Below are 16,520 nucleotides of genomic sequence, written 5' to 3' on the forward strand. Positions count from 1 at the left end.
TAATATTAACTAGAGTGTTCAATTTTATTTTGAATTTCCCCAATAATTCTGAATACAGTTCGATTATAATCATATTCTTTATTACGTTCATTATCAATTCAATCAATATATTCTTCTTTTTCTTCTTGAGATATTACATCTGTTGAAAGAATATAAGGTTTAATATATTTATCTATAAACTTGTTATTTTCTCTTTTGATATCTTCTAAACGGTTTGCATCTTTAATTACATTAATCCATTCTTCAAGATCTAAAAAGTCAAATGAAACAGCTTCCGTTCGAATATAACGGACATATTCACCTTTTTTATCGGATATTATATCTAAATCTGTTTCTAATTTGTCTAATTCTTCTAGAGAATTAAATTCATTTGTTATGATAAAATTTTTTCAATATGTATAGCTATTTTCACCCATATTTTCTCTATTTCGATTGCGTTCTAGTCTATTCGTAATATTTCACTTTCTTAAACCGGTTTCACGGTAATATTGCAAAATTTTATTAGTTTCATCGTATTCATTAGATCTTTTACTAATGAAAATTTCCCTTATTTTATCATTATATTCTTGTGTAAAAAATTCTTTGTATTCTTCATAGATATATAGAAATTGTTCTTTTTTGTTATTGTTTCTTTCAAGAAGTTCATATACTTTATATGAATTTTCATAAATTTCTCTACCTTTTAAAGAACCTATATACGTTGATAATTCTTCTAACTCTTGTTTGTTAATTCACTCCATTTTATCTATTTCCAACTTGTATTCTTCTTTTTTAGCACCTAATTCTTGATCTTCATTTTTTGCATCTAATAAAATTGCATCAATTGAATCGCTATTATTTGCATTATTAATATTTTCTTTTAATTGTTCTTTCTTTTCATCGTCTATATTTGATAAAGAATCAATTTCTTCGATTGCTCTGTTTTGTTTTTCTGTTAATTCATTATCACTTGAATCATCTGGGGAATTTGGATTAGTTGAATCATCTGTTTTAGCATTATTTTTATCTTCTGCTTCTTTAATCAATCTTTCTACTTCTTCTTTTGTATCAGCTTCGGTTATTTGGCGTTGATAATCATTTTTTTCATCTTCATCTAAATTTTGTAAAGTTTCTAATTTATTTAAAGCATCTTCTTTGGCCTTATTTAAATCCTTGGCTTTTTCTAAAACTTCAGCATTCTTTTCGTGTGTTTCTGAATTTGTTAATTCTTCTAGTAATGATTCTTTTTGTTTGTCAGAAAGATTATTTAAATCATTAATTTCTTCTTTAAAGTTATTTTTTTCGTCATTTAGTTTCTTTAAATTATCTATTATAGGAAGTATGTCGTCAGGAGATGATGCTGAATTAACCTTTTCTATTTCTTTTTGTTTATGTTCATCTGAAATTAAGTTAAAGCCATTAATATCATTGATTGCTTTAGCTTTTGAATTAGCTAACTCAATTTCTTGTTTTATTTGTCTTAATTGTTCAGGTGTTGTAGCTTCATTAATTTTGGTTGCAAATTCTTGTTTTTGATCTTCTGAAAGTGCGGTTGCAGAATTTAATATATCTCTAACTAAATCTTTTAATTTGTTTAATGAATTATTGATATTCGAATTTGATGTATTTTCTAAAGCTGCTATTTGATCTGCTACATCATCATATCCAACTGTTGAGACTTTTTCTTTAAGTGTGTTTAAATCATTAGCTGATAATGTATTAGCTTCGTTATGTTTTATTTCTAATTCATCAAAATCATTGCTTGAATCAATTTGATTTTGTGCGTCAGATAATAATTCCTTTATTCGCTCAATTTCATCGTTAATTTCTTTTTTAATTTTTTGTTCTCTTGATTTAAGTTCTTCAATAACATCATCTGATTTTAGCGTTAGTTCTCTTAGTTCTTCATTTTTTGCTAAAACTTCTGGATCGTTTGTATTTTCCTTAATATAATCGTTTGTATCTTTAGAAACAACTAGTTTATCTTCAAAATCTTTAATTAATTCATTCAGTTCTGATAATGATAGATTGTCATTTTTTGATTCTTCAATTTTTTGGTTTAGAATTTCTTTTTGTTTTTCTATTTCTTCTAAAAATCTTTTTCTTTGTTCATCTTCTGTAGGTTTTTCTGCATCTTTAAGTAATTTTTTAACTTTTTGTTCTGCTTCTTCTGCTTTTTTACTTAGTTTAGCTAAATTATCAATATGTTCTTTCGAATCTTTGGCTTTTTCTTTTGCAAGCTCAATTTCTTTTAGAGCATTTTCTAATTCTTCATTAGCCGCTTTTAACCCTGGAACATTAATATCAGATGTACTGTTTAATCTATTTATAGCTCTTTCGCTTGTGATTCTTGCTTCTTCGACAACACGATCAAGTTCTTTCTTGTTTTTATCTCATTTATCTTTTGAATCATTAATTTTATTTTCAAGGTTTTTAATAGATTCATCAAACAAATTTAGTGAAGATAAAATTTCAGGATCATTTTTTAGATCACCCTTATTTAGTTGATTAAATAATTCTTTAGATTTAGCCAAAATTTCTTCAGCTTCATTTATAGCTGTTTTTAATGTATCGACAGATTCCTTGTTTTGTTCTAACTTATTAATAGCATCATTAACTTTTTTATTTGCAAGATCGATTTCAGAAAGAATGTATTCCTTATCTTTTTTACTTAAACTACACTTTTGTGAAATAAAAGATATTGAAGCAAATAATGTTGTTAATGCAGCTGTTGCAATTCAAAGTGATAAAATTTTTCTTCTAGTTGATTTTTTCATATTTTTTCCTAAATGTTTATTATTTAATTTCAAATTAAATTATGAAATTATTTACATTATACCATATATATATATATATATGGCGTTATAATCGTGTTTTTTATAATGTTATTTAGCTATTTTTGTTTTTAAAATTAATGAATTTTTTATTTTTAACAATAAATATACAAAATTTAATAATTAAAAAAACATAAAACACACGTTGCAAAACTATGTGTGTTTTATGTTTTTTTAAAATTTATTAATAAGAATTTTAATTTTAGTTGTTATCAACGCTGTTTTTATCATTTTTTGCTTTATCAAATGCTTCGGTTACTAAATTATTTAAATGATTAATTTTGCTAGTTAAGTCTTCTGCCGAATGTAGTTCTGGAACTTCAAATTCAATGTATTGTTTTATAGCTTTTTCATATTCACTTTTATAATTGTTACCTTTTTCATTTAATTCATTCTTAATTTCGTTATATTTATCTTTATTTAACTGATCTAATAATTCGTCAATAGATTTAAATTTTCCTAAAAGATTATCTTCAACTTCCTTCACTGGGTAAAATACTCAATTAGAAGATTCTAATTCTCCTTCAAAATTTGAAAATGATTGATGAAAATAATGTCACCAGTCAGTTCATGTTTGTTTTTCTGTTAAATCTAATGATAATTTTTCATCTAAAAATTCATCTGTATTCATTCTGTTGAGTATAAAATCTATTCTCTTAAATATTGAATCAGGCAATCATTCTTTTGTTATTTCCCCACTTTCTATTCTGTCAGTAAAATATTCTTGTATAAGTGGTGAAAGGTTTAAAATTTCTTTATCTAGTCAATCTTTGAAATATTCTTTTCTCTTTGCAAGCGAAGAATTAATTTCTTCTAATATTTTTGTATTTGCTTCTTTATAAATTTCATCAGAATTTTCTTCAGTTTTATTATTTACTTTTTCTACTTGTTCATCCCTTACAGAAGTCATAGATTCAATAATTTTTTTATAAACTTTTTTTGCTTGAGTTGATTTAGCTGATTTAAATCTTTCGATTAGCTTATTAATTTCAGCTAAGCTATTATTATACTCAGCTTCAGGTGTAATTTCTGTATCAGTAATTTCTTTTTGATCCTTTTGTTCCTTATCATTTTTAGCTTTTTCTAATGCTTCATTTAATTTTTGAATCTTTTCATTATAGAAATTAATACTTTCACTAATATTAGATGAATTATGTGAACTAACTTCAGCTTTTATATCATTTAATACTTTGTTTAATTCTTCTTTAATTGATTCGTATTTTTCATCTGCTAAATCATTATCTAAATAATTTTGAACTTCTAAAGCCTTGCTATTATATTCTTCTTTTTTAGCTTCTAGATTATCTAATTCTTGTTTTTTATTTTTAAAATTATTTAAATCTTCTCTTAATTTAGGTTGTTCAGTAAGATCTCAAGATAAATCATCCATTTCTAAATATTGATTAACTTTATCAGTTGAATATTTAGTATCTAAATTATCTTTTACCTCTTGAATTAAATCTGCATAATAATCTTTATTCAAACTTTCTAAAAGTGATAAGAATTCTTCTTTTTGTGCTTTTATTGAGTTAATTTTATTTAATTTATTATTGATTTTTTCCAATTTAGATTTAATATCAGCTAAAATCTCATCTAATTTATTAACAGCATTACTGTATAAAGAAACTGATTTTGTTTCCTCATTTTCAACATTGGTTTTTACATTGTTTGTTTCTAATGTTAATAAATCTTTTAATTCTTTAATTTTCTCAAGTTCTTCATTAGATAAGTTAGTATTACTATATTGATCGATTTCTAAAAGTTTATTTTCATAAGCCTCTTTTGAAGCGTTCAAATTAGCTATACTATCATCAATTTCAGCCTTATCTGCTAATGCTTTATCAATTGCTTTTTGCAATAATTTAATTGCATTTGCATAATCAGCTTCATTACTTGATTCATTTATATTAGCAGTAACATTATTTCTTGAATTTTGTAATTCATCTTTAATGCTTTGATATTTTTCATCATTTAATTCATTTTCTAGCAATGAGTTTAATTCATTTAGTTTATCTAAATATTTTTGTTTATTTAAAATATTTAGATCTTTTGCTTCATATGAAGTATTATTAGATTTTTTAGAAAACAAAGTAGCAACCGTTATTGTTAAAGCGGTTGCAGCTATAGCATTTGAAATACCTAATCACATTAATAATTTTTTTGATCTTTTCATAAATTTTCCTATTTTTTTAGTTGGTTATAATTTTTTTTAAATATATTATAAATGAAAAAAAAAAAAAAAAAACGGTTAAATTTTAGAAGAAAAAGCACTTATAGAAATTAATCTAAAAGTGCTTGCTTAATTCATTTAAGATATGGCAGGGGATGCAGGAATCGAACCCGCACAAATGGGTTTGGAGTCCATGGTTCTACCACTAAACTAATCCCCTAAATGCATAATATTAATTATAATTTAATTTATGCATTTTAAAAAGATTAATTTATTTTAAAATATTTATTTATTTCATCTATTTTATCTACTTTTTCTCAAGGTAAATCTAAATCGTTTCTACCAAAATGACCAAATGTTGCAGTTTGTAAATAAATTGGTTTTAATAAATCTAATGTTTTTATTATTCCTTCAACACTTAAATCAAATATTGAATAAACAGCATTGATTATTTCTTTTTCACTATATTTTGAAGTTTTAAAGGTTTCAATATAGATTGATTGAGGTCTTGGAAGTCCTATTGCATATGAAAGTTGTATTTCAATTTTTTTAGCAACTCCGGCAGCTACTAAATTTTTAGCTATATATCTTGCCATATATGCAGCTGATCTATCGATTTTGGTTGCATCCTTCCCTGAAAATGCTCCGCCACCATGACGAGCAAATCCACCGTAAGTATCTACAATAATTTTTCTTCCAGTTAATCCTGTATCTCCTACAGGGCCTCCAATAACAAATCTTCCAGTAGGATTAATTAATAGTTCATAATCTAAATTGAAATTATATTTTTTTAAAACATAATCCACAATATTTGTTTTAATAAATTCTTTAAATTTTTTATACACAAAATTTTCTTCATGTTGTATCGACATCAATATTTTTTTAACATTAAATGTATTGCTTTCATCATCATATTCAATTGTAACCTGGCTTTTCATATCAGATTTCGCATATGGAAATTTTTTAGCTCTTCTAAGGTTTTCAGCACGTTTTACAAGTTCGTGTGATAAAACTATTGTTCAAGGCATATAGAATTCATTTTCATCTGTTGCATAACCAAATAAAATCCCTTGGTCTCCAGCACCTAGTTCTTTTGTGCTGCTTTTGTCCACACCTTGAGCAATGTCAGGACTTTGCCCTGTAATTGCATTTATGATCTTAAAATCATTTTCTTTATAACCTAATGATTTTAAGATTTTTCATGCCTCTTTAATAGTATCTATATAACCTTTTGTTGTGATTTGGCCTCCAATATAAATTAAATCATCATTTGCAATAACATCACATGCAACTCTTGAATATTTATCCTTTTTAATTAAAGCATCAACTATCGCATCTGATATTTGATCACAAATCTTATCAGGGTGACCTGCACCAACTGATTCGCTTGTTAATAATCTTTTCATAAATAATTCCTTTCTAATTTGAATTAAAAAACATAAAAAAACAACTTTGTTTATTAGTAAGTTGTTTTTTAAAAATTGCATAAACATTAATGATACATGTTAGATTTAAATCTCTGACTATCCACCTTATTTTTTTAAAAAACAGGTTGGCATGTTTCACGGCTGTCAAGCTAAACAACTCTTATATGTATTTTAATTATAAAAATTATTATACCATTAATTATTTTTATCAAAAATTATTACTGATAATATTTAAATTATTTTTAAAAATATTTGGATTAAAAAAAGAAATATTAATCAATATCAAAATACCATATTCTTTTAAATCTTAATATCAAAAAATCTATTAAGTATTAATAATTTTCGTTTTTTTTTTTTTTTTTATATTTAGTAAAATATATATAATTTCATACATTAAATTTGAAATTAAATTCTAAAGTATAAATTAAATATTAGAACATTTTTTAACTTAAAATAAGTTGTGTTTTATTTTTGTCAACATATTAGTTGATAAAAATAAAAGTTAAATAGGAGAAATGATAGAATGTCAAAAAAAACAAAAAGAAAATTATTATCAACCTTGTTTGTTCTAGGTGCAACTACAACATTATTTGCATCAATTATTCCTTTCCTAAAAGGATGCAATAATACAAAAAATATAACTATTCAAAAAAATGAAGAAGAAAAAGAAAAGCAAGATAATGATAAAAAAGAAGAACAAAGCATTGATAAAAAGAATCAAGAAATTATTGATGATTTAATAAGATTAAACAGAGAATCGGATGATTTTTTTGAAATTTCCAAACAATTAAGTAATAATAACTATGAACTAGAACAATTATTAGAAATAGAAAATAAAGCAAAAGATTTATTTATTTTTTCAGCACATGTTAATAAAAAAATAACCGATAATCAATTAAATAAAAATCATTTTAAAGATTTAGAGTTTGCTGAAGGTAAAAAAGTATTAATGCCTATTGAAGTAGAAGATAAAAAATTAAATACCAGTTTAGAAAATATCCTAAATGAAGCTAAAAAAATAGCTAAAGCTATTGTTGATAATAAGCAAAAAATATCAAATGACCAAAAAGAAGTTTCGAAGGAAGAAATTGACAAATTAAATACAGTTACTGAAATTATTGAATATTTAAAATTAAAAGAAAATGAAGAAAACAAAAGACCTGAAGATGAAATTGATTTAATAAGATTAAACAGGGAATCAAATGAAATTTTTAGAACTTCAAAAAATTTTGAGAATGAATTTGTAATTTCAAGCATTGAAACAGATAAAAGAGAAGAATTAAATGAAAATCAAAAAGAAGAACTTAGCAAAGATTTTGGTTCAATTTTAGATACTTCATTAAAAAGACTTTTAGATTTTAAAAATGAAATATTAAGTAAAAAAGAAGATGCTAAAAATGTTAATGAAAAAATCAATAAATTAGGTAAAAAAGAAGAGGACTACGAAGGCGTTGAATACGAAGAAAGTAAAAATGTATTAATGCCTGAAATAGTTGAAAACAAATGATTATCCGAATCATTAAACACTACTGTTGAAACTGCTAAGAAAATTGTTAATAATGCAATTAAATTTAATGAACAAGATGATTATGAAAATAAAACTATTTTTTCCGATTCTCAGAAACAAGAAATTATATCGAAGAAATTATTGAATTTAGTAAGAAAATCAAAGATATTGAAACATTTATGCCTTCAACTAAGAATGAAAAATTAAAAGGAACTCACTGAAGATTTTTCTCACCAGTTTCGATTGATGAACTGATTAAAGGAAATTTCTCGGGATATAATGGTTATTATGATAATAACTTAACCGCAGGATTCAAATTTAATGAACTTCACTCATATACAAATAAAATTTATGAATTAACTAAGAAAAAAGAAGAATTTTACAATGAATTTATTTCAAAACATATTAACTATGATAAGTCAATACAATACTTCTTTAGAAAAAAATTATTTCACGCTAATTCAATCGATGAAGTATTGCAACTAAAACAAGAGTTTTTAGAAACAATTGAACTTAAAAAAGATGTAATCGAAAATTATTTTAAACCCTTAATTATTAGAAGAGAAGGACTGTCAGAAAAAGCAATAGAACTTCTGCAAACAAATAGATTACAACAAAATTTATTTCAAGGTTTAAACTTTGTGTTCTCTAAAGATTCTATTAACGAATATAAAGATTTACTTGTATTCTTGAAAGAAAATAAAGATGATGCAATTTGAGATGAAAATATAAAAATATATAAAGAAGAATTACCAGAGCAAAATTTTTTAAATAATATTTTTTCAAATACATATGATGAATATAATAAACAATTAATCGAAAAAAGCGGAAATGAAGAATATTCTTCATACTACGAAAATGATCAATTATATTATAACTATTATCTTAAATATGACAAAATGCATGTTGGTTGATTAAGCACAAGTGGTCCTGATAAAGTTATTTTATTAAACAATTTAATTGACCTTGGTGATAAAGAAGTTATAATTCAAAATCCAACAGCAATATATAAACCTTTTATCAATCCATTGTTTAAGGATTATGAGTTCAAAAATGGTGAAATTAATGAATTTAATTCTACAATTACACTTTTTAAATTACTGATACATCAATTTAAACCGCAATATCAAATTGATAATAGAAAATATATGAATAATCCTGAAAATGGAAATTGAAGAAAGATCGAATATTCTAATTCATTTATCAGTCAAATTTGACTTAATTTTACACATGAAAAAGTTCTAGATATGAATGAATGATTTAAAAATAGTCATTATTCTTTAGAAAATAATGATTCTTCATGATGAGATGAAACATTAGAAGAAATGTCTAAGGATACATCAATTAAAAATATTCATAAAAGACATGAATATTTAACTAACTGAGTGAATAAAACTGAATTTAGTGTTGAAAATCTATCCAGTGATGATATATTTATGGAATTTTTCATCTCACTTTATTCAATAGGCGAAGAATATGGCAAATCTGACTACAATAAAGATAATCTGCCTTATAAATATAGAGATGGCTTACCATTAAAAAATAGTTTCCCAAAACCTTATAACCACTATGGAAAACAAATTTATAGATTTGCCAAATATATCGATCACAAAATAAATATAGAAGAAAATCAAACTGTTGACTATATTGAAGAATGATAAAAAAATGCCCAAATTTAAGGCAAAACCTTATAAATGGGTATTTTTTATTATTTTATTAAAAACATATTATTTATGATATAATTTTTTAACAATTGATGGCGTTCGTGGCGAAGTGGTTAACGCTCCGGGTTGTGGCTCCGGCATACGAGGGTTCGATCCCCTTCGAACGCCCCATTTTTTTTATTCTTTTTTTACTTTATTAGCAAGTATGTGACATCTTCTACATCTTGCTTCATATTCATTAAAGTCACCAATATAGTTTAATTCATTATTTTTAATTTTTCTATAAGAAGTTGTTGCAATATTTTGACAAACAACACAAACTGCTTGTAATTTAGTTACAGTTTCAGCCATCGCCATTAAATCAGAAATTGGACTAAATGGTCTTCTTAAATAATCTTGATCAAGACCTGCAATTATTAATAAATATCCTAAATTAGCAAGATCGTCTGCTACTTTTATTAAATCTTGGCCAAAAAAATGAGCTTCATCAATTAAGATAGCTTGATACTTATCATTTTTTAATAAATTATAAATATCATTAATATTTTTTAATGTGTGAGTTTTTTCTTTTAAACCTGATCTGCTTACAATTTCATCCTCCGAAAATCTATTATCATATTCAGGTTTAATTAATAAACTATTAAATTTAGCATAAGATAAAGTTCTTAAACGTCTTAATAGTTCTTCACTTTTGCCACTGAACATTGGTCCTGTAATTAATTCAATCATTCCATTAGAAAATTTTTTATACATGCAAAACCCCTTAACTATATATTTTTTTAATAGACTAATAATAATAAATTTTATTATTATTTTTTATATATTTCATTAAAATTATAAATATAAAATTTAGCTATTTCAAACCATAAAGGAGATTAATTTTATGTCATTAAAAGCTGGTATTGTTGGATTACCAAATGTAGGTAAAAGCACACTATTTTCTGCACTAACATTAAATGAGGCTGAGTCTGCAAATTATGCATTCACAACAATCGAACCAAACGTTGCGATTGTAAATTTAGAAGATAATAGATTGCATAAATTAGCTTCTATTGTAAATGCTAAAAAAATTGTTCCGGCAACTTTTCAATTTGTAGATATTGCCGGTCTAGTTGAAGGTGCATCAAAAGGTGAGGGATTAGGCAATAAATTTTTAGCTAACATTAGAGAAGTAGATGCTATAGTGCATGTTATCAGATGTTTTGAAAATGATAACATAGTGCATGTTAAAAATAAAATAGATCCTATACATGATTTAAAAATAATAAATTTAGAGTTAATCCTAGCAGACCTACAAATGGTTGATAATATAATAAATAGAATTTCTAAAAAGGCTATTAATTCAAATGATAAGTCGTTAAGATTTGAATATGATCTGCTTTTAAAAGTAAAAAATATTTTATTAGAAGAAAAAATGTTGAAAAACATTGAATTTAGTGAGGAAGAAAGACAAATAATAAAAAATTATCAATTCTTAACAATTAAACCAACTATTTACGTTGCAAACCTAGATGCATCAACATATAAAAATATAAGTGAAGCTAAGCATTATTTAACTTTGAAAACAGAAGTAGAAAAAAATAATGAAATCATCATTCCAATATGTGTAAAAATAGAATATGAGCTTTCAACTTTTTCAAAAGAAGAGAAGGAAATATTTTTAAATGAATACAATATAAAAAAATCTGGATTAGATGAAATTATTTCAAAAAGTTTTTATTTATTAGATCAATCAACATACTTCACCGCCGGTGAAATAGAAGCTAGAGCTTGAGTATTTAAAAACGGAATGAACGCAGCAGAGTGCGCTGGTATCATACATACTGATTTTGAGAAAAAATTTGTTAAGGCTGAAGTTATTAAATACAATGATTATGTCTTATATAATGGTGAAAAAAGCGCAAAAGAAAATGGAAAAATGGCTTTAGAAGGCAGAAATTATTTAATGCAAGATGGTGATGTTTGTTATTTTAAAGTTGCAAAATAATTAAAAAAGCTAAGATGTTGAATCTTGGCTTTTAATTAATTTTATTTCTAAATTCGTTTAAAATAAGAAGATCTTTTTCATTAAAACTTCTATCCGCACTTAAATTTATATGACAATAACCGTTAGGATTTTTAAATAAATAGTTTTGATGATATTCTTCAGCTAAAACAAAATGATCAAGCGGTAATAATTCAACATAAAACTCGTCATAGTTGTTTTTTATGATTTCAAAAAATGTATTTAACTTGACTAAATCTTCATGATTTTCAAAATAAACACCGGTTCTATATTGAATTCCTATATCTCCACCTTGTTTATTTAAAGAGGTTGGATCGATTATTTTAAAGAAATGTAGCAATATTTCTTCTAGCGAAACTATATTACTATCGTATGATATTTTTACTGTTTCGGCATGATTTGTATTTTTTAAGTTTTTATACGTTGCATCGATTGTATTACCATTTGCATAACCCACTTTTGTATCTATTATCCCATCAATTTTTGAAAAATATGCTTCAACACCTCAAAAGCAACCACCAGCTAAATAAATGTTTTTATTCATTGTTTAACTCCTTTATTTTAAAAATAGAATAATTATAAATAGTTATCAATCCTTTTTTAAAAAATACAGAGTATTTGAATTTTGTTTTAGAAAGTTTTTAAAACAAAAAGTTTTCTGTATTTTATTTTTTTTGCTGTGCAATTTTTTTCTTCAATACAAGTTCTTCAATGACTGTATATTTTGTATCATTTTTTTTAAGAATTTTAGTTTCTAAATCAAAAGGTTTAATATCAATATGATTAACTATTAATGAAAGAAGATTGTTTTTAAATTCAACAATGCCTCTATCAATGTAAAATACTTTATTTTGATTGTTAAGCTCTTTTATTATTATTCGTGAAGGGATTAAAGCTGCTAAAAATGGAAGAGCTTGATGCATAAGACCTATTTGTCCCTCTGTTGTTGTAAATGTAGCTATGCTTGCTTCAGTTTCATAATAAATTCCACTTGGCGTACTTATTGCAATATTTATTGTCTTGTTTGAACTCATATTATTTTTCTATTTTATAACCTAATGACTTAGCTTTTTCAATAACATCTTCAATTGTTCCAACATATAAAAATGCTTCTTCTGGTAAGTCATCATATTTACCACTTAGAATTTCTTTAAAAGATCTAATTGTATCTTTTAATTCAATATATCTACCTTGGATACCACTAAATTTTTCAGCAACGAAGAATGGTTGAGATAAGAAACTTCTAATTCTTCTTGCTCTTGCAACTACTTTTTTATCTTCTTCCGAAAGCTCATGCATACCTAGGATGGCAATTATATCTTGTAGTTCTTTAAATCTTTGCAAGATATTTTGCACCTCACGTGCAGTATTATAATGATCTAATCCAATAATATTTGGATCCATCATTCTTGAATTTGACCCTAAGGGGTCGATAGCTGGATAAATACCAAGAGCAGCAATATCACGATCTAAAACTGTTTTTGCATCAAGATGCGTAAATGTTGTTGCAGGAGCTGGATCAGTCAAATCGTCTGCAGGCACATAAACGGCTTGTACGGATGTTATAGAACCTTTATTTGTTGATGTTATTCTTTCTTGTAATTGCCCCATTTCTACCGCAAGAGTTGGTTGATATCCAACAGCTGAAGGCATTCTACCTAGTAGGGCCGATACTTCTGAACCAGCTTGTGTAAATCTAAAAATATTATCAATAAAAAGTAGCACATCTTGTCCCATTGTATCACGGAAATATTCTGCCATTGTTAAGGCTGTAAATGGCGCTCTCATTCTGGCTCCAGGAGGTTCATTCATTTGACCAAAAACTAATGCTGTTTTATCTAAAACCCCACTAGCTTTCATTTCGTGATATAAATCATTTCCTTCACGTGTACGTTCTCCAACACCAGCAAAAACTGATAGACCACCATGTTGTTTTGCGATATTGTTAATTAATTCCTGAATTAAAACAGTTTTACCAACACCAGCTCCACCAAACAGCCCTATCTTTCCTCCTTTAATATAAGGAATTAACAAGTCAATAACCTTAATACCTGTTTCAAATATTTCTAGAGTTGATTTTTGCTCTTCAAAAGTTGGTGCGCTTCTATGAATTGGCATTTTATTTTCAAATTCTCCGCCTAGTAAATCAATAGGATCTCCTAAGACATTAAACATTCTTGATAGTATTTCCTTTCCTACAGGTGCTGAAATAGGTCTTTTTAAATCAAGAACTTTCATACCTCTTCTAAGACCAATTGTTAAACTCATAGCAATAGTTCTAACCGTATCATTTCCAATATGCTGAGCTACTTCTAATATTTGTTTATTATTAGGATTTTTATCATCAATAACTTCTAAGGCATTAAGCATTTTAGGAGCATGACCCTCTTTGAATCTAACGTCAATAACTGCTCCTAAAATTTGTGTAATAACACCATAGTTAAGTTCTTCTTTTTGTTTATTACTCATTTTAAAACCTTTCTTTATTATGAATTAGAACCATTAACAATTTCTGTTAGTTCTTGGGTTATTTTTGATTGACGCGAACTGTTGTATTCAATTTTTAAATCATCAATCAAATCTTCAGCATTATCTGAGGCTTGTTCCATAGCTGTTCTTCTTTGGCTTGTTTCTGCTAATTTTGCATTAATCAATGCATGAAATATTGAGGCTTCAAAGAAGATTTTGAATGAATTGATTAAAATAGTTTCAGGATTTGGTTCAAAAATAATATCATTAGATAAATTTTTATCATTTTCTAATTCTTCATGTGCTTTTATTGTTTCAGGCGAAATTGGAAAAATTTCTTGCACAATCGGATCTGCTTTTAATGGATTTTCATAATTTGTATAAATTAATTTAACGGAATTTAATAAAGAAATTTCAAGAACATCATATATTTTTTCTGAAACCACTTGAGCTATTTCGTATGTTGGATTATCACCAATTTGTGTTAGTGTTTGAATGATATGAAATTTTTTATTTTTTTCAATTAAACTTAATAATTTTGAACCAATAACAATTAAAATATCATCACCTGTTACTGTTTCATTTATTTTTTTATACATTTCAGAATTAAAAGATCCACATAAACCTAAATCACTTCCAAAAACAATGTATAAATTTCTTCTTGCTGTAAATTTTCAAGCGTGCTTATTTAATAGTTTATCTATGTTTTGTGTTGAATTTTTTACTAAATTAATAAATATTTTTTCTACATTTTTGAAGTATGACTTAACTTCATTTATTTTGTTTTTAATTTTTGAAAATTTGGCTGTAGCAACTAATTCCATTGCTTTAGTAATTTTCTTAGTTGAATTAATAGAGTTAATGCGTTGTTTTATTTTTTGTAAGCTTTCCATGGTAATTCTGGAACTGGAATGTAATTATCTTTATTATATAAAGGTATAGTTTTGATAAATAAATCGTTAAAGATAATAATTTGATTATAAATTTCTTCAATTAACTCATTAGTTCAATCATTTGATTCATCTATTTTTCTTAAAATCTTAATTGCATCAGGTTGAGTTGCAAAATAGGTTAAAATATCATCACGATATTTAATAATACTGTTTTTAGGTATAACATTTATTAAACGATACTTAGCTAAAAATAATAGAATAATTTGCTGTGAGGGTGAATATGGTGAAAACTGCTTCTGCTTTAATAATTCATACACTTTAGAACCGTGATCTAAGATAATTCTTGTATTTTGATCTAAATCAGATCCAAATTGTGCAAATGCTTGCATTTCATTATATTGAGCTAATTCAAGTTTTAAGCTTGAAACAATTTTTTTAGTCATTTTGGTTTGAGCTGCCGAACCGACACGACTAACTGAATAACCAATATCGATTGCAGGTCTTTGACCTGAATTAAATAATGATTCCTTTGTAAAAATTTGACCATCAGTAATTGAAATAACATTTGTTGGAATATATGCTGATATATCTTCTGCTTGGGTCTCAATAATTGGTAAAGCAGTGATCGAACCACCGCCATAATCATTATTTAATCTTGCTGATCTTTCCAATAATTGAGAATGCAAGTAAAATACGTCACCAGGGTATGCTTCACGTCCAGGTGGTCTTCTTAATAATAATGATAATGTTCGATATGCAACAGCGTGTTTTGATAGATCATCATAAACTATTAAAACATTTTTACCTCTTGCCATTCATTCTTCGGCAATTGTAACACCAGTATATGGTGCTATATATTGTAATGGAGCACTTTCGGAAGCTGATGCAGCAATGATAGTTGTATATTTTAAGGCGTCGTTTTTTGATAACTGATCTACTATTTGAGTAATTGTTGAATTTTTTTGGCCAATTGCAACATAAATACAGTAAACATCTTTACCTTTTTGATTTAAAATTGCATCAATTGCTATTGCTGTTTTTCCAGTTTGTCTATCACCAATGATCAATTCACGTTGGCCTTTGCCAATTGGTATTAAAGCATCAATTGCTAATATTCCTGTGTTCATCGGTTCCGAAACTTCTTTACGAGTCATAACACCAGGGGCAATTTTAAAAATAGGTCTATTTATTTCACCTTCGATCTTAGCCTTGCCATCAATTGGTTTCGCTAGTGCATTTACAACTCTTCCTAACAAGGAATCTCCAACTTGTACAGAAATAACATCATGAGTTCTTTTTACGTGTGAATTTTCGACGATATTTCTATCATCACCCATGACAACAACACCAACTAATTCTTCTTCTAAATTAAGTGCCATTCCCACAATTCCGCAGTCAAAAATTAATAATTCACCATATTCTACATTGGTTAAACCACTAACTAAGGCAATACCATCACCAACTGTTATAACTCTACCAATTTCGTCATAACTTATATCTTCATTAAATTCTTTGATTTGATTTTTAATGATTGCTGACAAATCATTTGGTTTTAAAGCCATATTTTTCCTT

The 16,520-nt window shown here is 26.0% G+C and carries 12 protein-coding genes and 2 tRNA genes; 4 read left to right on the forward strand and 10 right to left on the reverse strand.

The window, feature by feature from the left end; translation table 4 throughout:
- Positions 1 to 5 precede the first annotated feature (5 nt).
- The 4 genes from V2E26_RS01560 to metK form a co-directional block, all read right to left on the reverse strand.
- On the reverse strand, positions 6 to 2,756 hold the full coding sequence (locus V2E26_RS01560) for a hypothetical protein (RefSeq protein ID WP_330463690.1): 2,751 nt from the start codon (positions 2,754 to 2,756) through the stop codon (positions 6 to 8).
- A gap of 259 nt (positions 2,757 to 3,015) precedes the next feature.
- Entirely contained in the window at positions 3,016 to 4,986 is a 1,971-nt protein-coding gene (locus V2E26_RS01565; protein WP_330463691.1) for a V-type ATP synthase subunit I domain-containing protein, read from the reverse strand.
- Positions 4,987 to 5,129: 143 nt separating this feature from the next.
- Positions 5,130 to 5,203: transfer RNA gene (locus tag V2E26_RS01570), tRNA-Trp, on the reverse strand.
- Positions 5,204 to 5,249: 46 nt separating this feature from the next.
- A complete protein-coding gene (gene metK, locus V2E26_RS01575) occupies positions 5,250 to 6,389 on the reverse strand; it encodes a methionine adenosyltransferase (RefSeq protein WP_330463692.1) in 1,140 nt (379 codons plus the stop codon).
- Positions 6,390 to 6,933: 544 nt separating this feature from the next.
- Between metK and V2E26_RS01580 the strand changes: the two genes are divergently transcribed.
- The 3 genes from V2E26_RS01580 (at position 6,934) to V2E26_RS01590 (ending at position 9,752) form a co-directional block, all read left to right on the forward strand.
- Positions 6,934 to 8,124, forward strand: a complete 1,191-nt coding sequence (locus V2E26_RS01580) for a V-type ATP synthase subunit I domain-containing protein (protein WP_330463693.1) — start codon at positions 6,934 to 6,936, stop codon at positions 8,122 to 8,124.
- Positions 8,097 to 9,578, forward strand: a complete 1,482-nt coding sequence (locus V2E26_RS01585) for a hypothetical protein (RefSeq protein WP_330463694.1) — start codon at positions 8,097 to 8,099, stop codon at positions 9,576 to 9,578. The genes V2E26_RS01580 and V2E26_RS01585 overlap by 28 nt, the downstream gene beginning before the upstream one ends.
- A gap of 98 nt (positions 9,579 to 9,676) precedes the next feature.
- Positions 9,677 to 9,752, forward strand: a tRNA-His gene (locus V2E26_RS01590).
- 6 nt (positions 9,753 to 9,758) lie between these two features.
- Here the strand turns inward: V2E26_RS01590 and V2E26_RS01595 are convergent.
- A complete protein-coding gene (locus V2E26_RS01595) occupies positions 9,759 to 10,334 on the reverse strand; it encodes a thymidine kinase (RefSeq protein WP_330463695.1) in 576 nt (191 codons plus the stop codon).
- A 130-nt stretch (positions 10,335 to 10,464) separates the two neighbouring features.
- On the opposite strand from V2E26_RS01595, the gene ychF reads away from it, so the two are divergent.
- Complete coding sequence (ychF, locus tag V2E26_RS01600) at positions 10,465 to 11,568, forward strand: redox-regulated ATPase YchF (RefSeq protein WP_330463696.1); 1,104 nt, start codon at positions 10,465 to 10,467, stop codon at positions 11,566 to 11,568.
- 31 nt (positions 11,569 to 11,599) lie between these two features.
- Here the strand turns inward: ychF and msrA are convergent, their stop codons facing one another.
- From msrA to atpA, 5 genes are all read right to left on the reverse strand, one after another.
- The gene (gene msrA / locus V2E26_RS01605) at positions 11,600 to 12,130 is read right to left on the reverse strand and encodes a peptide-methionine (S)-S-oxide reductase MsrA (RefSeq protein ID WP_330463697.1); all 531 of its coding nucleotides are present in this window, start codon (positions 12,128 to 12,130) and stop codon (positions 11,600 to 11,602) included.
- A 121-nt stretch (positions 12,131 to 12,251) separates the two neighbouring features.
- Positions 12,252 to 12,620, reverse strand: a complete 369-nt coding sequence (locus tag V2E26_RS01610; protein ID WP_330463698.1) for a F0F1 ATP synthase subunit epsilon — start codon at positions 12,618 to 12,620, stop codon at positions 12,252 to 12,254.
- 1 nt (position 12,621) lies between these two features.
- Complete coding sequence (atpD, locus tag V2E26_RS01615; protein WP_330463699.1) at positions 12,622 to 14,055, reverse strand: F0F1 ATP synthase subunit beta; 1,434 nt, start codon at positions 14,053 to 14,055, stop codon at positions 12,622 to 12,624.
- Positions 14,056 to 14,072: 17 nt separating this feature from the next.
- Positions 14,073 to 14,948: an ATP synthase F1 subunit gamma gene (gene atpG / locus V2E26_RS01620; RefSeq protein ID WP_330463700.1), complete on the reverse strand. Its 876-nt coding sequence runs from the start codon at positions 14,946 to 14,948 to the stop codon at positions 14,073 to 14,075.
- Positions 14,927 to 16,510 carry a F0F1 ATP synthase subunit alpha gene (atpA, locus tag V2E26_RS01625; RefSeq protein ID WP_330463701.1) on the reverse strand — a complete coding sequence of 528 codons (1,584 nt, stop codon included), beginning with the start codon at positions 16,508 to 16,510 and terminating at the stop codon, positions 14,927 to 14,929. The genes atpG and atpA overlap by 22 nt, the downstream gene beginning before the upstream one ends.
- Positions 16,511 to 16,520: the final 10 nt, after the last annotated feature.

Source organism: Metamycoplasma gateae, from assembly GCF_036352135.1.
GTDB lineage: Bacteria > Bacillota_I > Bacilli_A > Mycoplasmatales > Metamycoplasmataceae > Metamycoplasma > Metamycoplasma gateae.